This window comes from Streptomyces sp. JNUCC 64, assembly GCF_054484115.1.
Window position 1 is genome coordinate 6,516,910 of record NZ_CM137015.1, and the last position, 21,575, is coordinate 6,538,484.

A 21,575-nucleotide genomic window follows, 5' to 3' on the forward strand; every position below is an offset into this window, starting at 1 on the left:
GTGACGCGCGGGGGGAGGGTTCGGTATTCAGTGGGAGTTCGAAGCCAACGCCCCTTTATGTCCTGTGTGCGGACGGTCGGCGGTGTCCGGGAGTCACCGGCCGGAACACCGACGGAGTCGGGGGTGGAGCGCGCGCCTTCCCGCTCTCCGGGGCGTCCGGAGGCGATCTCCGTCCGGTCGGCGCGGCGCGCCCCGGGCGCGGGCCGGGGCCTGGTGGTCCGTCCCGGGAGTCGACGCGCGTCACTGACGCTCCCGTCCCGCGCCGTGCGGGCGCGCGGGTGGCCGATCGATACCGGTCGCGCGGTGTGCGCCGATTCGCTTGGCTGCGTGCTGATATGAGGGGGCGTCAGGCGTCCGGGTTCCGGACGCGGCCGGAATCCGCCGGAGGGGAAGGGCGTCCGTGGTGGTCCACTGGGGTCCGGGGCGTCACCGGCCGGTCGGCGGGCGGTTCCGGTGGACGGCGTCGGCCCGGTGGGCGGGCCGGTGCGATGGCCGGGGGCCGGGGCGCCACGGAGGTGGCGCGGGGGCGGGACGTCACGAGTCGTGTCCGCCGTCCGGCCGGTACTCCGGGGCGGGGTGACGGTCCGCCGTCTCGCTGGGTGACGGGCGGGTGACGCTCACGGTGCCGCCCGGCCCGCCGGTGCGGGCGGCGTGGGCGGTATCCGGACGTCGTACCGGGACCGGTCCGCATAGTGGACAACGGGCCCCGGAAGGCGGGCCCACGAGGGTTCGCCGGGTCGCCACCGGGGGGTGCCGTCCGGTACCGGGGGACCGCCCGCCACCGGACGGGCGGATTCCGTGGGAAGGAGCCCCGACGAACCGCGCGGCCCTCCCCCCGTTGGCCCAGACCGCCAGACCGCCAGACCGCCAGACCGCCAGACCGCCAGACCGCCAGACCGCCAGACCGCCAGACCGCCAGACCGCCAGACCGCCAGACCGCCGGGGCCGCCCGACCGTCCCCGGTCCCGTCTCGTGGAAGCGGCCCCCGGATCAGCGCACTCCCCGGATCAGGCGCCCGCCTCCCGGATCAGACAGGTGAGCCGGGCGGTGCACACCCGCCGGTCCTCGTCGTCCGTGATGACGATCTCGTACGTGGCGGTGGACCGGCCCCGGTGGAGCGGGGTGGCGACCCCCGTGACCCGGCCGGACCGCACCCCCCGGTGGTGGGTGCAGTTGAGGTCCACCCCCACGGCGATCCGCCGGGGACCGCCGTGCAGCATGGCGCCGATGGACCCCAGCGTCTCCGCCAGGACGGCCGAGGCGCCTCCGTGCAGCAGCCCGTACGGCTGGGTGTTGCCCTCGACGGGCATGCTGCCCACGACCCGCTCGGCGGACGCCTCCGCTATCTCGACGCCCATGCGGGTGCCGAGGTGCCCCGCGGAGAACAGGGCGGCGAGGTCGACGCCCAGGGAGGCGTACTCGTCGAGGACCTCTTGGGGGAACTTCACGGTGTGCCGGTCGCCCATGGGACTCCACTTCCGTTCCGGTTCGTCGGACGACGAAACGCGTGTGGTGTGCACCTGTCGTGCGCCATCCGTTCTACCAGGGTTCCGTCCGGCCGATCGGGCGAACCGGCCGGACGGACGGTCACGCGCCTTCGGGGGGTTCGAGCCGGACGACGACGGACTTGCTGGCCGGGGTGTTGCTGGTGTCGGCGGTCGAGTCGAGGGGGACGAGGACGTTCGTCTCCGGGTAGTACGCGGCCGCGCACCCCCGGGCGGTGGGGTAGTGGACCACCCGGAACCCGGGCGCGCGCCGGTCGACCCCGTCGTGCCACTCGCCGACCAGGTCCGCGTACGACCCGTCGGGGAACCCCAGCGCGGCCCCGTCCTCGGGGTGGACCAGCACCACGCGGCGGCCGTTTCTGATGCCCCGGTAGCGGTCGTCGAGCCCGTACACGGTGGTGTTGTACTGGTCGTGGGAGCGCAGCGTCTGGAGCAGCAGCCGTCCCTCGGGCACCCGCGGCCAGGTGACGGGAGCGGCCGTGAAGTTGGCCTTGCCGGTGGCGGTGGGGAAGCGGCGCTCGTCGCGCGGCGCGTGGGGCAGGGTGAAGCCGCCGGGCCGGGCGACGCGGGCGTTGAAGTCCTCGAAACCGGGGATCACGCGCGCGATGCGGTCGCGGACGGTGGAGTAGTCGTCCGCGAACTCCTCCCAGGGCGTGGCGCTGCGGTCGCCGAGCACCGCGCGGGCGAGACGGCAGACGATGGCCGGTTCGGACAGCAGGTCGGGACCGGCCGGGGCGAGCCGTCCCCGGGAGGTGTGGACCATGCCCATGGAGTCCTCGACGGTGACGAACTGCTCGCCGCCCGCCTGGACGTCGCGTTCGGTGCGTCCGAGGGTCGGCAGGATCAGGGCGCGGGCGCCGGTGACGACGTGCGAGCGGTTGAGCTTGGTGGAGACGTGCACCGTGAGACGGGCGCGTCGCACGGCGGCCTCGGTGACGTCGGTGTCGGGGGAGGCGGAGACGAAGTTGCCGCCCATGGCGACGAAGACCTTGGCGTCGCCGTCGCGCAGCGCGCGGATGGCGCGGACGACGTCATGGCCGTGGGCGCGCGGCGGGGTGAAGCCGAACTCCTTCTCCAGGGCGTCGAGGAAGGCGTCGGTGGGGCGTTCGAAGATCCCCATGGTGCGGTCGCCCTGGACGTTGGAGTGGCCGCGCACCGGGCACACCCCGGCGCCGGGGCGGCCGACGGCGCCGCGCAGCAGCAGGAGGTTGACGACCTCGCGGATGGTGGCGACGGAGTGGCGGTGCTGGGTGAGGCCCATCGCCCAGCAGACGACCGTGCGCCGGGAGGCGAGGACCATGCGCAGCGCCTCCTCGACGGCGGCGCGTTCGAGTCCGGTGGCGGCGAGGGTGGCGTCCCAGTCGGCGGTGCGGGCGGCGGCCGCGAACTCCGGGTAGCCGTGGGTGTGCTCGCGGACGAAGTCGTGGTCGACGGCGTCCTCGGTGCCGTCGGCGTCGGCGTCGAGGAGCAGCCGGTTGAGGAGGCGGAAGAGGGCCTGGTCGCCGCCGATGCGGATCTGGAGGAAGAGGTCGGTGAGCGCGGTGCCCCGGAGGAGTCCACGGGGGGTCTGGGGGTCCTTGAACCGTTCCATGCCCGCTTCGGGCAGCGGATTGACCGTGATGATCTTCGCGCCCGCGCGCTTGGCCTTCTCCAGCGCGGACAGCATCCGGGGGTGGTTGGTGCCCGGGTTCTGTCCGGCGACGATGATCAGGTCGGCCTGGTGGAGGTCGTCGAGGAGGACGCTGCCCTTGCCCACGCCGAGGGTCTCGGTGAGCGCGGAGCCCGAGGACTCGTGGCACATGTTGGAGCAGTCGGGGAGGTTGTTGGTGCCGTACTCGCGGACGAAGAGCTGGTAGAGGAACGCGGCCTCGTTGCTGGTGCGGCCGGAGGTGTAGAAGACGGCCTCGTCGGGCGAGCCGAGCGCGTTCAGTTCCTCCGCGACGATCCCGAGGGCGCGTTCCCAGCTGACCGGCTCGTAGTGGTCGGCGCCCTCGGGGAGGTGCATCGGGTGGGTGAGACGGCCCTGCTGGCCGAGCCAGTAGCCGCTGCGGGTGGCGAGGTCGGCGACGGAGTGCCGGGCGAAGAAGTCGGGGGTGACCCGGCGCAGGGTGGCCTCCTCGGCGACGGCCTTGGCGCCGTTCTCGCAGAACTCGGCGGTGTGCCGGTGCTCCGGTTCGGGCCAGGCGCAGCCGGGGCAGTCGAAGCCGTCCTTCTGGTTGACGCGCAGCAGGGTGAGCGCGGTGCGGCGGACGCCCATCTGCCGGGTGGCCATGCGCAGGGAGTGGCCGACCGCGGGCAGTCCGGCCGCCGCGTGCGGGGGCGGGGACACCTCGGGGGCGTCCTGCGCCGGGTCGGTCCGGGGTGCTTCGCTGGCCATCTCGGCTCCTCGTCGGGCGCGGGTCCGGTCGCCGTGACGGGGCCCGGGCGTCCCGGTCCCGTCGCGGACGTCCGATTGTTCCACGGGGGTGTGACGGCGGGACCGTCGTCACAGGCGTGGCGGGGAGCCGTTCCGCGGGTGGGACGGCGCGCGGGCGCGGACGGGGGCGGAGCCGGGTGTCAGTGGGGCGTGGCAGGATCGGGGTCGTGGCAGAGACAGCATCGAAGAAGACCGGCACGGCGGCGGGCGCGGACGGCGGCGGACGGCCGCGACTGCTCCTCATGGACGGGCACTCGCTGGCGTACCGCGCGTTCTTCGCGCTGCCCGTGGAGAACTTCACGACCGCGGCGGGCCAGCCGACGAACGCGATCTACGGTTTCGCGTCGATGCTGGCGAACACCCTGCGCGACGAGGCGCCCACGCACTTCGCGGTGGCGTTCGACGTCTCCCGCAAGACGTGGCGGTCGGAGGAGTACGCGGAGTACAAGGCGAACCGTTCCAAGACGCCCGACGAGTTTCGGGGGCAGGTGGAGCTGATCGGCGAGCTGCTGGACGCGATGCGCGCGGAGCGGTTCGCGGTGGACGGCTTCGAGGCGGACGACGTGATCGCGACGCTCGCGACGCGCGCCGAGGCCGAGGGCTTCGAGGTGCTGATCGTCACGGGGGACCGCGACTCGTTCCAGCTGGTCAGCGAGCACACGACGGTGCTGTACCCGACGAAGGGCGTCTCCGAGCTGACCCGGTTCACCCCGGAGAAGGTCCAGGAGAAGTACGGGCTGACCCCCGCGCAGTACCCCGACTTCGCCGCGCTGCGCGGTGATCCGTCCGACAACCTGCCCGGCATCCCCGGGGTGGGCGAGAAGACGGCGGCGAAGTGGATCAACCAGTTCGGTTCGTTCGCGGAGCTGGTGGAGCGCGTCGAGGAGGTCAAGGGCAAGGCCGGGCAGAACCTGCGCGACCACCTGGAGGCCGTGAAGCTGAACCGCCGGCTGACGGAGCTGACCCGGGACGTGGAGCTGCCCCGGGCGGTTCCCGACCTGGAGCGCGCCCCCTACGACCGCAAGGCCGTGACGCTGGTCCTGGACACCCTGGAGATCCGCAACCCGTCGCTGCGCGAGCGGCTGCTGGCGGTGGACCCGGGCGTGGTCGAGGAGGCGCCGGTGGTCGAGGCGGGCGTCGAGGTCGACGGCGCGGTGCTGGGGACGGGCGGGGTGGCGCCCTGGCTCGCCGGGCACGCGGACGCGCCGCTCGGTCTGGCGACGGTGGACACCTGGTCGCTGGGGACGGGCACGGTCACCGAGGTCGCGCTCGCCGCGGCGGACGGCTCGGCCGCCTGGTTCGATCCGGCCCAGCTCGACCAGGCCGACGAGAACGCGTTCGCCGCCTGGCTCGCCGACGCCGCCCGCCCCAAGGTGCTGCACAACGCCAAGGGCGTGATGCGGGTCTTCGCGGAGCACGGCTGGACGGTCGACGGCGTCACCATGGACACCGCGCTCGCCGCGTACCTGGTGAAGCCGGGCCGCCGCTCCTTCGCGCTGGACGCGCTGACGCTGGAGTACCTGGGCCGCGAGCTGGCGCCCGCCGCCGCGGCCGACGGGCAGCTGGCGTTCGGGGCGGACGAGGAGGCGGAGGCGCAGGCGCTGATGGTGCAGGCCCGCGCGGTCCTCGACCTGGGCGGGGCCTTCGAGGCCCGGCTGCCGGAGGTCGGCGCGGTGGAGCTGCTGCGCGATGTGGAGCTGCCCACCTCGGCCCTGCTCGCCCGGATGGAACGGCACGGCATCGCGGCCGACCGGACCCATCTGGAGTCGCTGGAGCAGGTGTTCGCGGGTGCCGTGCAGCTGGCGGTGAAGGAGGCGCACGCCTCGGTGGGCCGTGAGTTCAACCTCGGTTCGCCCAAGCAGCTCCAGGAGGTGTTCTTCGGCGAGCTGGACCTGCCGAAGACCAAGAAGACCAAGACGGGCTACACCACCGACGCGGACGCTCTGGCCTGGCTCGCCACCCAGACCGACCACGAGCTGCCCGTCATCATGCTCCGCCACCGCGAGCAGGCGAAGCTGCGGGTCACGGTCGAGGGGCTGATCAAGACGGTCGCCGCGGACGGCCGGATCCACACCACGTTCAACCAGACCGTGGCGGCGACGGGACGGCTGTCGTCCACCGATCCGAACCTCCAGAACATCCCGGTGCGCACGGACGAGGGCCGGGCGATCCGCCGGGGGTTCGTGGTCGGCGAGGGCTTCGAGTCCCTGATGACGGCGGACTACAGCCAGATCGAACTGCGGGTGATGGCCCATCTCTCGGAGGACGCGGGCCTCATCGAGGCGTTCACCTCCGGCGAGGACCTCCACACCACCGTCGCCTCCCAGGTGTTCGGGGTGGAACGGTCCGGGGTGGACGCGGAGATGCGCCGCAAGATCAAGGCCATGTCCTACGGACTCGCGTACGGACTGTCGGCGTTCGGCCTCTCCCAGCAGCTCAACATCGAGGCGTCGGAGGCCCGCGCCCTGATGGACACCTACTTCGAGCGCTTCGGCGGGGTGCGCGACTATCTGCACCGGGTGGTGGAGGAGGCCCGGGCCACCGGGTACACGGAGACCCTCTTCGGCCGTCGCCGCTACCTCCCCGACCTCAACAGCGACAACCGGCAGCGCCGGGAGATGGCCGAGCGGATGGCCCTCAACGCCCCCATCCAGGGCACGGCCGCCGACATCGTCAAGATCGCCATGCTGAACGTGGACCGCGCCGTGCGGGAGGCGGGACTGGCCTCGCGGATGCTGCTCCAGGTCCATGACGAGATCGTCCTGGAAGTGGCCCCGGGTGAGCGGGAGGAACTGGAGGCGCTGGTCCGCCGGGAGATGGCGGACGCGGTACGGCTCCGGGCCCCGCTGGACGTCTCGGTCGGTGTCGGCGGCGACTGGGAGTCCGCCGCGCACTGAGGCGCCGTTCCCGTCCGACCGGCCCCCGGGACACCCGGGGGCCGGTCGTTCTCCGAGGGCCCGCACCGTCACCTCCGTGCCGGGGGAGGGCGGGTGGCCGTCCTCCGGGCACCGGAACCGGGTGGTCCGTGGTGAACGACACCGTCCCGAGTCCGTGTCCCTATCCCTCACTGAAGTACCAACTGCCGCAAAACGGACGCGAACCCATGTCTACGCGGAGGAAGTTGCCGTAGGGTCGCCTGGGGCGGAGCGCGTGCGGCACGGTGCGCGCGGCGGACGGAACCGGCGGGAGGAGAAGGGGTCAATGGCGGCGTACCTCGGCAGGCGACTGTACAAGGGAGCGGCGACCACCGCCGTCGCGGCGCTGGCCGTGGCGGCACTGTCCGCGTCGGGCGCGCCCGGCGCGGAGGGGGGCACCGACTCCCCGTCCGGGCTGCAGACGGCCGACACCCTGCCCGGCGGCGAGGGCAACGCCCACTCGGCCACCGGCAACTCGCCCTACTACACCGAACTCCCGCCGCTCAAGAGCCCGGCCGTGCCTCCGGGCGCGGGTGGACAGACCGCCGCGGGCGGCTCCGAGTCGGGCATACCGGCGACCGTCCTCGACGCCTACAAGCAGGCCGAGTCCTCCGTCCGCGCCTCCCAGCCCCAGTGCAATCTGCCCTGGCAGCTGCTCGCCGCGATCGGCAAGGTCGAGTCGGGCCACGCCCGTGGCGGCCAGGTCGCCGCCGACGGCACGACACCCTCCCCGATCCTCGGCCCCGTCCTCGACGGCAACGGCTTCGCGAACATCTCCGACACCGACGACGGCGCGTTCGACGGCGACTCCCGGTACGACCGGGCCGTCGGACCGATGCAGTTCATCCCCTCCACCTGGGGCCAGGGCGGACCGGACGGCGAAGGCTGGGGAGCCGACGCCAACGGGGACGGCAAGCGCGACCCCAACAACATCTACGACGCCGCGCTCGCCGCCGCGCGGTACCTCTGCGCGGGGGGCCGCGACCTCTCCTCCGCCTCCGAACTGCGCGCCGCGATCCTCAGCTACAACCGTTCCACCGAGTACGCGAACACCGTGCTGACCTGGCTGGACTACTACCGCGAGGGCACCCACGAGATCCCCGACGGCTCCGGCTCGGTGCCCAGGGACCGGGACCGCAGCGACACCGGCCGCCCGGACCGCCCCGGCTCGTCCACGCCGCGCCAGCCCGAGCGCACTCCGGGCCCCTCGCCCCGTCCGGAGACCCCGGGGGGCGGCCCCTCGCCCCGGCCCGACACCCCCACCCGCCCGCCCACCGGCACCCCGACCCCACCGGCGAAGCCCCCGGTCAAGCCGCCCACGGCCAAGCCGCCGACGAAGCCGCCCACCACCCCGCCGACCACTCCTCCGACGACGCCCCCCACACCGACCGACACCGTCAAGCGGCTGGTGGCCGCCAGCGGCGCACGGCTCAAGGCGACCGCGGGCGAGGCGTTCGCGAACCCCGCGGAGGTCCGCGCCCTCACCCGGTCCGGGGAGGCCGTGGCCAAGGTCCGCGTCCGCTTCACCCTGGTCGGGGACACCGACACCACCTTCGTCGACGGGGAGAGCGTCGCCACCGTCGTCACCGACCGGTCAGGGATCGCCACCGCCCCCGGTCTGCTCGCCGGCGAACAGGCCGGCGACTTCACCGTCCGGGCCGTGGTCGTCGGCCGTGCCGTGCGCGCCGATCTGCCCGCGACCGTCGTCGAGCGCCGCGCCGACACCCTGGTCCGCGTCGGTGACCGGGAGCTGATCTGCGCGCCCGGCGCCGTGTTCGCCGCGCCCGTCGACATCAAGGCCACCCACCGGGGCACCGACGCGTCCGGCGTCGCCGTCACCGCCACCCTCGTCAAGGCCGACGACGACCCGGCCGAGAACGACAAGGGCCCCTACTTCAAGGGCACCCAGGGCAAGCCCCTGCGCACCGTCACCGGTCTCGTCACCGACGAGGGCGGACGGCTGCGCCTGCCCCGGCTCTACGCGGACGACACCACCGGCACCTTCCTGCTGCGGATCACCACCCCCGGCGGGGGCACGCTCACCGTCCCCCTGAAGGTCGAGGCCCCCCAGCCCGAGCTCCCGGTCTGATCCGCCGGGGCCTCGCCTCCCGGTCCCGTTCCGCCCCGCCCGGGCGGAGCGGAACGCGGCCGGAGGAGCCCCACCCCACCGGATGGAGCGGGACCGTGGGCCCCGGACGCCCCGCCTCACCGGACGGTTCCCCTTTCCCACCCGGTCGCGGGCGGCCGTCCGCGACCGGGAGAGCGGTCGTCAACCCCGGGCGGCCCGTGCGGTGGTGTGCCGGGTCGGCTCGGCCGTCGCGGGGTCCTCCGGCCACGGGTGCTTGGGGTAGCGCCCCCGCAGCTCGGCCCGCACCGCCCGGTACCCCTCGGCCCAGAACGACGCCAGGTCCGCGGTCACCGCGGCCGGACGACCGGCGGGGGACAGCAGGTGCACCAGCAGCGGCACCCCCGCCACCTCCGGCGTCCGCGCCAGCCCGAACATCTCCTGGAGCTTCACGGCCAGCACCGGGCGCTCCGGGTCCGTGTAGTCCACCCTGATCCGGGAACCGCTCGGGACCGCGATCCGCTCCGGCGCCAGCTCGTCGAGGCGCGCGGCCTCCCCGCTCGCCCACGGCAGCAGCCGGACGAGCGCCCGCCCCGCGTCGATCCGCGCGAGCTGCGCCCTGCTCCGGGCACGTCCCAGCTCCGGCTCCAGCCACTCGTCGGCCCGCGCGATCAGCGCCTCGTCCGAGACCTCGGGCCAGCCGCCCCCCACCACCCGGCGCAGGAACGCCAGCCGCTGCCGCAACCCCACCGCGTCGGCGTCCCAGCGCAGCAGCCCGGGACCCTCCCTGCGCAGCCCTTGGAGCAGCGCTTCCCGGACCAGGGCGGGATCGGGTTCGCGCAACGGGCGCACGGTCAGTTCCACCGCCCCCAGCCTTTCCACCCGCCGGGCGACCAGATCGCCGTCCGTCCAGGCCACCTCCTCCCCCTCCACGCGCAGCGGCGCCGCCGCCCGCCGGGCGATGTCCTCGTCCACGACGGCGGCGAGCCGCGCCCGCGCGTGCCCCGCGCCCGCCGGACGGTCCGCGACGGCCACCGCCAGCCACGGCACGCCCCGCAGCGCCGACCCGCCGCCCAGCTCGGCCCGGGTGCCGGACACCATCCGGTAGTCGCCCTCGCCCCGTTCACGCGCCAGCCGCTCCGGGAACGCCAGCGCCACCACCAGCCCCCCGCTCCGGTCCCGGTCCCCGGACGGGCCGGGGCCCTCGCCGCCAGGCGGCACGGCCGGGACGCCCACGGGGGAGCCGGGGCCGCCCCGCGCTCCGGACGGCGTCGTCTCCTCCAGCGCGGCCGTCAGTCTGCGCACCTCGGTCCGCCACCGCGCGGCGTAGCCGTCGCCGCCCCGCCGGGCCGCGCGCCACACGGCGGCGAGGTCGTCGCCGTACTCCCTGGGGGGTTCCTCGCTCAGCAGCGCCACCACCTCGGCCGCCCGTCGGCCGCCCACCTCGGCGGCACCGTCGAGCAGGGCCCGGGCCAGCCGGGGGTGCAGCCCGACCCGGGCCATCCGCCGACCCCGCTCGGTCACCCGTCCGGTGTCCGCGTCGACCGCGCCGATCGCGGTCAGCACCGACCGGGCCGCCGCCATCGCCCCCTTCGGCGGGGCGTCCAGCAGCGCCAGGCCCGAGGCGTCCGGGTCGCCCCACACCGCGCTCTGGAGCGCGAACGCGGTCAGCTCGGCCACCTTGATCTCGGGCGCCGGGAACGGGGGCAGCCGCTCGTGCTCCACGGGCGACCAGCAGCGGTACACCGCGCCCGGGGCCTCCCGGCCCGCCCGCCCCGCGCGCTGCCGGGCCGCCGCGCGTGACGCCCGGACCGTGGTCAGGGAGCCGAGCCCGCGCGCGTGGTCCGTCCGGGGCTCCCTGGCCAGCCCCGAGTCCACCACGACCCGCACCCCGGGCACGGTCAGACTCGACTCGGCCACCGAGGTCGCGAGGACCACCCGCCGCCCGGTGCCGCCCGCCAGCACCGCGTCCTGCACCCCGGAGGGCGCCCGGCCGTGCACCTGGAGGACCTCCACGTCCCCCACCCCCGCCAGCTCGCCCGCGACCCGGGCGATCTCCCCGACCCCGGGCAGGAAGCACAGCACGTCGCCGGTCCGCTCGGACAGCGCGCGCCGCACCACCGAGGCGATGTGCGTCAGCAGCGCGGGGTCGACCCGGGTGCCGTGCGGGGGCCGCACCACACGGGGCGGCGGCGCCCAGACGACGTCCACCGGATGGGAGGTGCCGACCGCCTCGATCACCGGCGCCCCGTCCATCAGCCCGGCCCAGCCCCGCGCGTCGGTCGTCGCGGAGGCGGCCACCAGCCGGAGGTCCGGCCGCAGGGCGCCCCGGACGTCGAGGAGGAACGCCGCCGCCGTGTCCGCGTCGAGGTGCCGTTCATGACACTCGTCCAGGACGACGGTGTCCACGCCCGTCAGCTCCTGGTCCCGCTGGAGCCGCTGGAGCAGCACCCCGGTCGTGACCACCTCGACCCGGGTCCGCGGCCCCACCGCCCGCTCCCCGCGCACGGTGAAGCCGACGCTCTCGCCCGGCCGTTCCCCGAGGAGCCAGGCCATCCGCCGCGCCGCCGCCCGGGCGGCGATCCGGCGGGGCTCCGCGACGATCACCCGGCCCGGTGTCCGCCCCGCCCCGCCGTCCTCTGACCCTCCGCCGTATCCCGCGAGACCCGCGAGCGCCAGCGGGACCAGGGTCGTCTTCCCGGTGCCGGGGGGCGCGCACAGCACCGCGGTGCCCTGGGAGTCCAGGGCGGACAGGAGCGCGGGAACGGCTTCGCGTACCGGCAGACGGTCGAGTGCGTCGGTTCGGATCATGCGGTCAGTGTGCGGCCTCCGCCCGGACCCGTGCGTCCCGTTGTCCACAGGCAGGGTCGGATCAGCGGATCATGTGACTTTCCCGGCTCCGGTCCGGGTACCCGGACCCGCTCCACGGGGCGCCCGCCCCGCTCCACGGCGGGACCGGCCCCCTCCGGGTCGGGACCGGCCCGTTTCCGGGATCAGTCGTCCCGTGCGCAGACGAAGATCGCCGTGCCGGGGATCAGATGCCCCCGCAACGGCGACCACCCGCCCCACTCCGCGTCGTTCCACTCCGGCCACTCCGGCTCCACGAGGTCCAGCAGCCGGAATCCGCCCGCCACCACGTCCCGCACCCGGTCGCCCACCGTGCGGTGGTGCTCCACGTACACCGCGTCGCCGCGCTCGTCCTGCTCCACGTACGGGGTCCGGTCGAAGTAGGAGGACGCCACCGACAGGCCCTCGGGGCCGGGCTCGTCCGGGAACGCCCAGCGGATCGGGTGCGTCACCGAGAAGACGAACCGGCCGCCGGGCCGCAGCACCCGCCGCACCTCTCGCAGCACCCGCACCGGGTCCGCGACGAACGGCAGCGCGCCGTACGCCGAGCACGCCAGGTCGAAGGAGCCGTCGCGGAAGGGCAGCGCGCCCGCGTCGGCCTCCACCAGGCCCACCCCGTCCGCGCCGATCCGCAGCGCGTGCTGGAGCTGCCGGTGCGACAGGTCCAGCGCCACCGGCCGGGCGCCCCGCGCGGCCAGCCAGCGCGAGCACTGGGCCGCGCCCGCGCCGATCTCCAGGACGTCGCGGTCCTTCAGCTCCGCCGCCGGACCCAGCAGCCCGGCCGTCGCCTCGTCCAGTCCCTCGGGGCCCCACACGAACCCCTCGTCCCCGAGGAAGCCCCCGTGGTCGTTCTGGTACTCGTCGGCGTTGCGGTCCCACCAGCCGCGGTTCGCGCGGCTGCTCTCCGTGCCCGAGACGGTGCGCCGAGTGGCTTCCGGTTCGAGCGGTTCGACCTCTTGGATGATCGGCTCCCTCGTCGTACTCTTCCGTGCAACCGCCGAAGGACGGGTTTCGATCCGGCCGATAAGCGGCGCTGACTGGCCGGATGTGTTCCCCGTGGCGTCACTCGACAGTTCTGATGCCGGAAATGCGGCGATCCGCCCCCGGGTGTGCGCCTTTCGCGCATTGACCCCGTCCGGCTGCCCCCGTATGCTACAAGTTGCGCTGCGAGCCTGCGCTCCTCAGACAGAGCAGGCTGCGCTCGCGTCTGTTGTATGTCCCCTCGGTTGTCGAGGTGAGCTCCTTCCCGTTCGCGGGGCCGGAGAGCGCCTCCCAGGCTGTCCGGCTTCTGCAGAGCGACAACGGCTCCCGGCGTAGCAGTACCTACGACTTCAATGTCCGTACCGGAGCCCTTTCCCACATGACGAGCAGCACCGAGACCACCGCCACCACCCCGCAGGTAGCGGTCAACGACATCGGTAACGAGGAAGCCTTCCTCGCCGCGATCGACGAGACGATCAAGTACTTCAACGACGGCGACATCGTCGACGGCGTCATCGTGAAGGTCGACCGGGACGAGGTCCTGCTCGACATCGGTTACAAGACCGAAGGTGTCATCCCGAGCCGCGAGCTCTCGATCAAGCACGACGTCGACCCGAACGAGGTCGTCAAGGTCGGCGACGAGATCGAGGCCCTGGTCCTTCAGAAGGAGGACAAGGAAGGCCGCCTGATCCTCTCGAAGAAGCGCGCCCAGTACGAGCGCGCCTGGGGCACCATCGAGAAGATCAAGGAAGAGGACGGCATCGTCACCGGTACCGTCATCGAGGTCGTCAAGGGTGGTCTCATCCTCGACATCGGCCTCCGCGGCTTCCTCCCGGCCTCCCTGGTCGAGATGCGCCGTGTCCGCGACCTCCAGCCGTACGTCGGCAAGGAGCTCGAGGCGAAGATCATCGAGCTGGACAAGAACCGCAACAACGTGGTCCTGTCCCGCCGTGCCTGGCTGGAGCAGACCCAGTCCGAGGTCCGCCAGACGTTCCTCACGACCCTCCAGAAGGGTCAGGTCCGCTCCGGCGTCGTGTCCTCGATCGTCAACTTCGGTGCCTTCGTGGACCTGGGTGGCGTCGACGGTCTGGTCCACGTCTCCGAGCTCTCCTGGAAGCACATCGACCACCCCTCCGAGGTCGTCGAGGTCGGTCAGGAAGTCACCGTCGAGGTCCTCGACGTGGACATGGACCGCGAGCGCGTCTCCCTGTCGCTCAAGGCGACCCAGGAAGACCCGTGGCAGCAGTTCGCCCGGACGCACCAGATCGGTCAGGTCGTCCCCGGCAAGGTCACCAAGCTCGTTCCGTTCGGTGCGTTCGTCCGCGTGGACGAGGGCATCGAGGGCCTGGTCCACATCTCCGAGCTGGCCGAGCGCCACGTGGAGATCCCGGAGCAGGTCGTCCAGGTCAACGACGAGATCTTCGTCAAGGTCATCGACATCGACCTCGAGCGCCGTCGCATCAGCCTCTCGCTGAAGCAGGCCAACGAGTCCTTCGGTGCCGACCCGGCCGCGGTCGAGTTCGACCCGACCCTGTACGGCATGGCCGCGTCCTACGACGACCAGGGCAACTACATCTACCCCGAGGGCTTCGACCCCGAGACCAACGACTGGCTCGAGGGGTACGAGAAGCAGCGCGAGGAGTGGGAGCGCCAGTACGCCGAGGCGCAGACCCGCTTCGAGCAGCACCAGGCCCAGGTCATCAAGTCCCGCGAGGCCGACGAGCAGGCTGCCGCCGAGGGTGGCGACGCCGTCGCCGCCCAGGCTGCCGCCGGTGGCGGTTCGTACTCCTCGGAGTCCGCGGACAACTCCGGTGCCCTGGCTTCGGACGAGGCGCTCGCCGCGCTCCGCGAGAAGCTCGCCGGTGGCCAGAGCTGACGCTCACCACTAGGCGCTAGCCGCTGACGTCGGGCCCGCACCCCCTCGGGGGTGCGGGCCCGACGCCGTTTCCCCGCACGCCTCCCGGCCCCCGGAACGCCCTCCTCCGCCGATCGGGTGACCGGGCGGACAGATGACCGGCACATGTCGGATCGTCACTCGGGGAATGCCTCCGTCTCACAGCGTGTTCTGACTGAGGGACACGAGGAGGAGCGGCTGTGCTTGATCCGCAGGGTTTGTACACGTGGGAGCCGAAGGGACTGGCCGTCGTCGACATGGCGTTGGCCCAGGAATCCGCCGGGCTGGTGATGCTCTACCACTTCGACGGCTACATCGACGCGGGCGAGACCGGTGACCAGGTCGTCGAAAGACTCCTCGACGCGATGCCCCACCAAGTGGTGGCACGCTTCGACCACGACCGGCTGGTCGACTACCGCGCCAGACGCCCCCTGCTGACGTTCCGGCGCGACCGCTGGACGGAGTACGAGGTGCCCGTACTGGAGGTGCGCCTGGTGCAGGACGCCACCGGAGCGCCTTTCCTGCTGCTGTCCGGGCCCGAGCCCGACGTCGAGTGGGAGCGGTTCGCCGCAGCCGTCCAGCAGATCGTCGAGCGCCTCGGGGTCCGGCTCTCCGTGAACTTCCACGGCATCCCCATGGGAGTCCCGCACACCCGGCCCGTCGGCCTCACCCCGCACGGCTCCCGCACCGACCTGGTGCCCGGGCACCGCAGCCCCTTCGAGGAGGCCCAGGTCCCCGGCAGCGCCGAGTCCCTGGTGGAGTACCGGCTGATGGAGGCCGGACACGACGTCCTCGGCGTCGCCGCGCACGTACCGCACTACATCGCCCGCTCCCCCTACCCGGACGCCGCCCTCACCGTCCTGGAAGCCGTCACCTCCGCGACCGGACTCGTCCTGCCGGGCGTCGCCCACTCCCTGCGCACCGAGGCGCACCGCACCCAGACCGAGATCGACCGCCAGATCAGGGAGGGCGACGAGGAGCTCACCAGCCTCGTCCAGGGCCTTGAGCACCAGTACGACGCGGCGGCCGGGGCGGAGAGCCGGGGCAACATGCTCGCGGAACCCAGTGACATCCCCTCCGCCGACGAGATCGGCCAGGAATTCGAGCGCTTCCTCGCCGAACGGGAGGGCGACGGCTGAGCGGACCGTCCGGAGGGCCGGTGGCCCACCGGCCCGGCAAGATCCGTAAGAGACGGCCTAAGCTGCGTCCATGCTGACAGTGGGGTTGACCGGAGGCATCGGGGCGGGCAAGAGCGAGGTGTCGCGACTCCTCGTGGAGCACGGCGCCGTCCTCATCGACGCGGACCGGATCGCCCGGGAGGTGGTCGAGCCGGGGACCCCCGGTCTCGCCGCCGTGGTGGAGGCGTTCGGCCCGGGGGTGCTGGCCTCGGACGGCTCGCTCGACCGTCCCGCGCTCGGCGCGATCGTCTTCGCGGACCCGGAGCGCCTGGCCGTCCTCAACGGCATCGTGCACCCTCTGGTCCGGGCCCGTTCCGCCGAGTTGAAGGACCGGGCCCCCCGGGACGCGGTCGTCGTCCAGGACGTCCCCCTCCTCGTGGAGAACGGGCTCTCCGGCCTCTACGACCTCGTGATCGTGGTCGACGTCGACCCCGGGACCCAGCGGGACCGGCTGGTGCGACTGCGCGGCATGACCGAGGACGACGCCCGCGCGCGGATGGCCGCCCAGGCCACCAGGGAACAGCGCCTCGCCGCCGCCGACATCGTCATCGACAACGACGTGCCCCTGGCCCGGTTGGCGGAGCGGGTTGCGGAGGTCTGGGCGGAACTGTCATGCCGGGCCGCGAAGGTGTGAGGCCCCGTCCTCCCGTCTTCGCCTCGTCCTTCCGTCTTCGCCGGGTCGTCCGTCCGGGCGGGACCCGGGCTCCGGCACCGGCTGCCCCGGGAATGCGGACCGTTGCTCCGGGCGTTGAACGGGGTGACGAGGGGAAGGGATGGGGTGTGCCCGAGCGCAGTGGATCCACCAGGAACAGCCCGGAGACGCATGTCATCGACTTCCGCGCCGCCGAGCGGCTGCTGGCCGCGCGTGATCCGCAGGGGGCCGTGAAACTCCTGGACCGGGTCATCGCCGCGCATCCGGAGAACACGGCGGCCCGGTTGCTGAGGGCCCGGGCGTTCTTCGCCGCCGCCCAGCTCAGACCGGCCGAGCTGGAGTTCACGATCGTGCTGGAACGCGAGCCGGACAACGCCTTCGCGCACTTCGCGCTCGCCCGCACCTACGAACGGGCGGGCAGTCCGGAGCAGGCGCGGCGCCACTTCAGGCTCGCGGCCGCCCTGGACCCCAACCCCGAGTACCTGGCGGCGGCCCGCTTCGACGGCTGACCCGTGTCCCGGGCCGGGCTTCCGGCCGGGCGTCAGCGCTCGGAGGGCGGTTCGTACGGCGGGACGTCCCGGCCGGGCTGGTAGTGCGGGCCCTGTCTGATGTGCCGGACGATCGCGACCATGTCGACCACGGTGACCAGCCAGAGGATGCCGCAGGCCACCGCCCAGCCCGGGCGTTCCGCCCAGGCGAAGGCGGCCGTCCCCGCGACGGCCCAGGCCATCCCCCACAGGTTCAGCCAGAACCGCATCCGCAGCGGACTGCGCGCCGTCATCGGTTCGTTGCCCGTACGCATCGCGCTCACCACTCCCTCCCTGCACCGTACGCCCGTGCCGCGCGGAGCGGGCGACGACCGGAGTGAACACGCACGGTGACGATCGGGCACTTTTCGTGAGGGTGGGGCGTTGGACGGACAGCGGGGCCCTTCCGGCCGTCGTCGGAGCCGACCGATCAGGCGGGAGCCGACCGGTTCCGGCGGGAGGGGACCGGGCGAGCGGTCGGTGGGCGACGGAGAACGAGGTGGACGGTCATGCGGGCAGGGACCACGGGAACGGCGGGGACCGCGGGGACGGCAGGGGGGAGGACGGTGTCGGTGGACGAGGCGGTGCGGGCCGACGTGGAGGGGGCGCGCTGGCTGGCGGAGCTCCAGGATCCGGAGGTCGCCCCCGTCGAGGTGGCGCTGCCGGACGTCGACGACCTCCCGGACGTGCTGCTGGACCTCGCGGTGCCCCATGAGGCGGTGAGCGGGCTGCTGGCCCTGCGCGACCGCTTCGACCGGGAGCCGGGGACGCGGCGGCTGCTGGAGCGGGCCGTGGCCGGGCTGCTGCACCGCCCGGAGGAGGTCGGCGGGGGCATCGCACCGAGGGAACTGCCGTTGGGCGACGACCCCCTGGGGCGGGGCTTCCCCGTCTTCGTGTACCTGGCGGCGCTCCCGCACACCCGCGCCCTGCACCGGGCGCGCGGCATCGAGGAGGAGGTCTCGCACGCCTCCCTCGCCGATCTGGGGCGCCAGATCGCGGTCCACCGCCGACGACACGGGGAGACGGGGCTCACCTCGTCCGGCTGGCCCTCGCTCGCCTTCCGGGGCGAGCTGTACCAACTGGGGCGCCTGCAGTACCAGCGGACCCGGCTGCCGGAGCGGCTGGCCCCGCTGATCGTGGCCGCCGGAGCGGCCGACGGCCCCGCCGACCCCTGTGTGGACCTCCACATCCCCGACTACCGGGGCCCGCTGTCGCCGGAGGCGTGCGACCGGTCGCTGGAGCGGGCGCGGCACTTCCTCGCCCGCCACTACCCGGAGGAGGGCCACCGGGTCGCGGCCTGCTCCTCGTGGCTGCTGGACCCCCGGCTCGCGACAACGCTGCCGCCCCGTTCGAACATCGTGCGGTTCCAGGAGAGGTTCCGGCTCGGCCCGCCCGACACCGAGCCCGACGACCGGAGCCCCGTGGCGTACGTCTTCGGCCGGACCGAGGCACCGGCCGAGGACCTGCCCCGACGGACCTCCCTCGAACGGGTGATCGGAGATCATCTCCGGTCCGGTGGCCACTGGTACCACGGGCGTGGCTGGTTCCCCCTGTGAGGCGGGTGGAGCCCGGGGCGCCGGGCCCGCGTGGCACCCGTGCGATCCGGCCGTCCCGGGCGGTGGGGGAACCGGCCCGGTCGCGTCATCCGTTGACCGGGCATGAGCCTTTCCGCGCGTCAGGGGTACGAGGGGCCGGGGCCGTCACCCCGGACGGCTGCGTGGTGGAGGTGTACGCCCGGTTTCCCCTGACCCCGGACGGACTGGACGGGGTCCTCGCGGAATCGGGCCTCCGGGTGGACCGGGTGCTCACGGACGACGGGACCTGGCTGCGGGCCGTGCCCCGTGCCCCTGCCGTAGGAAGGTGCCCGTCGAGGCGGTACGGAGCGGTGCTCCCCTCCGGCGGGGCCGTGGAGGGGACCGGTCAGTGGCGCCGGTCCCGGTCCGGGCGGTCGGCGCGCTCACCGCGTCCGTCCCGCTCACCGCGTCCGCCCGGCTCGGACCGGCCCGGACGTCCGTCGCGGCTTCCGGGGCCACGGCCGCGTCCCGGTCCGGGGGTGCGTCCGTCCTCCCCGGTCGCGGCGAACCCCGTCGGCTCGTCGGGGCCCCGGGTGATGCCCAGCCCGCCGGTGCTCCGCAGCCGTTCCATCTCCCGGCGGTCCCGCTTGGTGGGGCGCCCGGTGCCACGGTCCCGGATTCCGGCCGGGGCGACGGCGTCGCGGGGCGGGGGCGGCGGGCTGTTGTCCACGTAGCAGTCGACGGCGACCGGGGCGCCGACCCGCTTGCGGATGATCCGCTTGACGATCACCACGCGGTCGCGCCCCTCCTGCCGCACCCGCACCTCGTCGCCGACCCGCACCCCGTACGCGGGTTTCACCCGCTCGCCGTTGACCCGGACATGGCCGCCCCGGCAGGCGGCCGCCGCCAGCGACCGGCTCTTCACCAGCCGCACCGACCAGATCCAGCTGTCCACCCGGGCGCTGCCCTGGGCGGGATCGGGAGCCACCACGGGACCGGCGGCCGTCGTCGCGGAGTTCCCGGCGGGACGCCCGGCGGACGTCTCCTCCGGGCCTTCGTACCCGGAGCCGCCAGAGCCGCCACCAGCGTCGCGGGAGCCGTCGGAGCCACTGGAACCGTTCGTTCCGTGGTCGGGGAGAGCGTCCCTGAGGGGGGTGGGGGCCGGGCCGTCCGCCAGATCAGAAGCCATGCCCCGACCCTAGTGCTCCAGCGGGCTCCGCCGCCCGGGCCCAGTGGGTTCGTCGTGCGGGTCCTGGCGGGGTACCGGGGTACCCCGGACGCCGCGCCGTTTCCGTCCGGAGCACCCCGGGCGGCCCACCCGGGGTGCGCCGGATCCGTGGCACCGGAATCCTGGCAGCCAGCCGCCCGGCGGACCGGGACCCGGTCCACCGGCAGCGACCGCGGCGGAGGAGATCCGCCGTGGCGATCCGCCCGGCGGTGCCCCACCCGGGAGGGAGCGCGTCCGTGCACACCGAGGCCACCACCGGCGTCCCCGCGCCCGGGCGCACGCCATGAGCGCGGAGCCGGGGGCGCCGCCCGCCGGGGAGCCCGCTGGGGAGCCCACCGGGGAACAACCCCGGCCGGGCTTCCGGTTCCCCAGCGCGCAGACGGTCCTCGTCCTCGTCACCCTCGCCGTCTGGGCCCTCACCTTCCTCATCCCGTCGGGCTCCTACGACCGGGACGCCCGGGGCGCCCCCATCCAGGGCACCTACCACCGCGTCGACACCTCCCAGGGTTTCGCCGACCGGCTGAACGACCTGTTCCTGGCCCCGGTCAACGGCCTCTACGGCATCCTCGACCCGCGCACCGGCCGGGTCGGACCCGAGCTGACCGGGGAACTGTTCGGCAGTGCGGGCGTCTTCCTCTTCGTCCTGGCGATCGGCGCGTTCATCACCGTGGTGTTCGCGACGGGCGCGCTGGACCGGGGCATCGAGCGGCTCGCGCACCGGCTGCGCAACCGGGGCTGGGCGCTGGTCGCGGGCATCATGCTGGTGTTCTCGGTGCTCGGCACGGTCGAGGGGTTCTCCGAGGAGACGCTCGGCTTCTACGGGCTGGTCGTCCCGCTGGTGCTGGCCCTCGGCTACGACCGGATGACCGCCGTGGGCACCATCGTCCTCGGTGCCGGAGTGGGCGTGCTGTGCTCCACCGTCAATCCGTTCGCCACCGGGGTCGCCTCCGCCGCCGCCGGGATCTCGCTGGGCGACGGCATCGTCCTGCGGTTCGTGATGTGGGTGGTGCTCACCGCGGTGACCATCGGGTACGTCGTCCGGTACGCGCGGCGGGTGCGGGCGGAGCCCGGGCGCTCCCTCTCCGGGTTCCTGCCCGGAGACCGGGCGCACGCCACCTCCGACCGTCCGGACGCGGAGGTCCCGGAGCTGACGGGCACCCACCGGACGGTCCTGGCCCTCACCGCGTCGATCTTCACCTTCATGATCTTCTCGGTGGTGCCCTGGTCGTCGGCGCTCACGGGCCGGGCGGACGCCGTCCCCTACGGCTGGGAGCTCGGCTGGTCGTTCCCCGAACTGGCGGCGCTGTTCCTGGTCGCGGCGGTGCTGGTGGGGCTGGTGGCGGGGATGGGGGAGCGGAGGCTGAGCGACACCGTGGTCCGGGGCGCGGCGGACTTCCTCTCCCCGGCGCTGGTGATCGTCCTGGCCCGGGGCATCACCGTCATCATGAACAACTCGCAGATCACGGACACCGTGCTGCACTCCATCGAGGGCATCGTCTCCGGGACCTCGTCCGCGATGTTCGCCGTGATCGTCTTCCTGGTGAACCTGCCGCTGGCGTTCCTCATCCCCTCCAGCTCCGGGCACGCCACCCTCGCCATGCCGATCCTCGCGCCGCTCGCGGACTTCGCGGGGGTGTCGCGGGCGATCGTCGTCACCGCGTGGACGGCGGCCAGCGGCTGGATGAACCTCTGGGTGCCGACCACGGCCGTCACCATCGGCGGGGTGGCCCTGGCGAAGGTCGGGTACGACCGCTACCTGCGGTTCGTCTGGCCGCTGCTGTTGATCCTCGCGGTGCTGATCTGCGCCTTCGTGGCGGTCGGCGCGGTGCTCACCTGAGTGCCTCCCACGGGTG

At 73.8% G+C, this 21,575-nt stretch carries 14 protein-coding genes; 8 read left to right on the top strand and 6 right to left on the bottom strand.

Features of this window, described 5'->3' with window-relative positions; genetic code table 11:
- Positions 1-1,007 precede the first annotated feature (1,007 nt).
- Entirely contained in the window at positions 1,008-1,466 is a 459-nt protein-coding gene (locus ACVWNX_RS26850; RefSeq protein ID WP_454410654.1) for a PaaI family thioesterase, read from the bottom strand.
- A gap of 121 nt (positions 1,467-1,587) precedes the next feature.
- Positions 1,588-3,882: an FdhF/YdeP family oxidoreductase gene (locus ACVWNX_RS26855; RefSeq protein WP_454410656.1), complete on the bottom strand. Its 2,295-nt coding sequence runs from the start codon at positions 3,880-3,882 to the stop codon at positions 1,588-1,590.
- A 206-nt stretch (positions 3,883-4,088) separates the two neighbouring features.
- Here ACVWNX_RS26855 and polA point away from each other — a divergent pair, with 206 nt between their 5' ends.
- Together polA and ACVWNX_RS26865 are read left to right on the top strand one after the other, a co-directional pair.
- Positions 4,089-6,818 (top strand): DNA polymerase I, encoded by a 2,730-nt coding sequence (polA, locus tag ACVWNX_RS26860; RefSeq protein WP_454410657.1) that lies wholly within the window; start codon positions 4,089-4,091, stop codon positions 6,816-6,818.
- Positions 6,819-7,122: 304 nt separating this feature from the next.
- Positions 7,123-8,925, top strand: coding sequence for a lytic transglycosylase domain-containing protein (locus ACVWNX_RS26865; RefSeq protein ID WP_454410658.1), 1,803 nt, complete (start codon positions 7,123-7,125; stop codon positions 8,923-8,925).
- 180 nt (positions 8,926-9,105) lie between these two features.
- Here the strand turns inward: ACVWNX_RS26865 and hrpB are convergent, their stop codons facing one another.
- Both hrpB and ACVWNX_RS26875 read right to left on the bottom strand, forming a co-directional pair.
- Complete coding sequence (hrpB, locus tag ACVWNX_RS26870; RefSeq protein WP_454410659.1) at positions 9,106-11,712, bottom strand: ATP-dependent helicase HrpB; 2,607 nt, start codon at positions 11,710-11,712, stop codon at positions 9,106-9,108.
- Between the two features lie 182 nt (positions 11,713-11,894).
- The gene (locus ACVWNX_RS26875) at positions 11,895-12,713 is read right to left on the bottom strand and encodes a class I SAM-dependent methyltransferase (protein WP_454414953.1); all 819 of its coding nucleotides are present in this window, start codon (positions 12,711-12,713) and stop codon (positions 11,895-11,897) included.
- 395 nt (positions 12,714-13,108) lie between these two features.
- Between ACVWNX_RS26875 and rpsA the strand changes: the two genes are divergently transcribed.
- The 4 genes from rpsA to ACVWNX_RS26895 all read left to right on the top strand — a co-directional run bounded on the left by rpsA (position 13,109) and on the right by ACVWNX_RS26895 (position 16,962).
- A complete protein-coding gene (gene rpsA, locus ACVWNX_RS26880; RefSeq protein WP_454410661.1) occupies positions 13,109-14,605 on the top strand; it encodes a 30S ribosomal protein S1 in 1,497 nt (498 codons plus the stop codon).
- A 218-nt stretch (positions 14,606-14,823) separates the two neighbouring features.
- The gene (locus ACVWNX_RS26885; RefSeq protein ID WP_454410663.1) at positions 14,824-15,762 is read left to right on the top strand and encodes a PAC2 family protein; all 939 of its coding nucleotides are present in this window, start codon (positions 14,824-14,826) and stop codon (positions 15,760-15,762) included.
- A gap of 70 nt (positions 15,763-15,832) precedes the next feature.
- On the top strand, positions 15,833-16,435 hold the full coding sequence (gene coaE, locus ACVWNX_RS26890; protein WP_454410664.1) for a dephospho-CoA kinase: 603 nt from the start codon (positions 15,833-15,835) through the stop codon (positions 16,433-16,435).
- A 146-nt stretch (positions 16,436-16,581) separates the two neighbouring features.
- Positions 16,582-16,962: a tetratricopeptide repeat protein gene (locus tag ACVWNX_RS26895; protein ID WP_454410665.1), complete on the top strand. Its 381-nt coding sequence runs from the start codon at positions 16,582-16,584 to the stop codon at positions 16,960-16,962.
- Positions 16,963-16,994: 32 nt separating this feature from the next.
- On the opposite strand, the gene ACVWNX_RS26900 is transcribed toward ACVWNX_RS26895, so the two are convergent.
- Complete coding sequence (locus tag ACVWNX_RS26900) at positions 16,995-17,255, bottom strand: DUF6343 family protein (protein ID WP_454414954.1); 261 nt, start codon at positions 17,253-17,255, stop codon at positions 16,995-16,997.
- 291 nt (positions 17,256-17,546) lie between these two features.
- On the opposite strand from ACVWNX_RS26900, the gene ACVWNX_RS26905 reads away from it, so the two are divergent.
- Positions 17,547-18,536 carry an acyltransferase domain-containing protein gene (locus tag ACVWNX_RS26905; protein WP_454410667.1) on the top strand — a complete coding sequence of 330 codons (990 nt, stop codon included), beginning with the start codon at positions 17,547-17,549 and terminating at the stop codon, positions 18,534-18,536.
- Positions 18,537-18,900: 364 nt separating this feature from the next.
- Here the strand turns inward: ACVWNX_RS26905 and ACVWNX_RS26910 are convergent, their stop codons facing one another.
- Positions 18,901-19,683, bottom strand: coding sequence for an RNA-binding S4 domain-containing protein (locus ACVWNX_RS26910; RefSeq protein WP_454410668.1), 783 nt, complete (start codon positions 19,681-19,683; stop codon positions 18,901-18,903).
- Between the two features lie 322 nt (positions 19,684-20,005).
- Between ACVWNX_RS26910 and ACVWNX_RS26915 the strand changes: the two genes are divergently transcribed.
- On the top strand, positions 20,006-21,559 hold the full coding sequence (locus ACVWNX_RS26915; RefSeq protein ID WP_454410669.1) for a YfcC family protein: 1,554 nt from the start codon (positions 20,006-20,008) through the stop codon (positions 21,557-21,559).
- Positions 21,560-21,575: the final 16 nt, after the last annotated feature.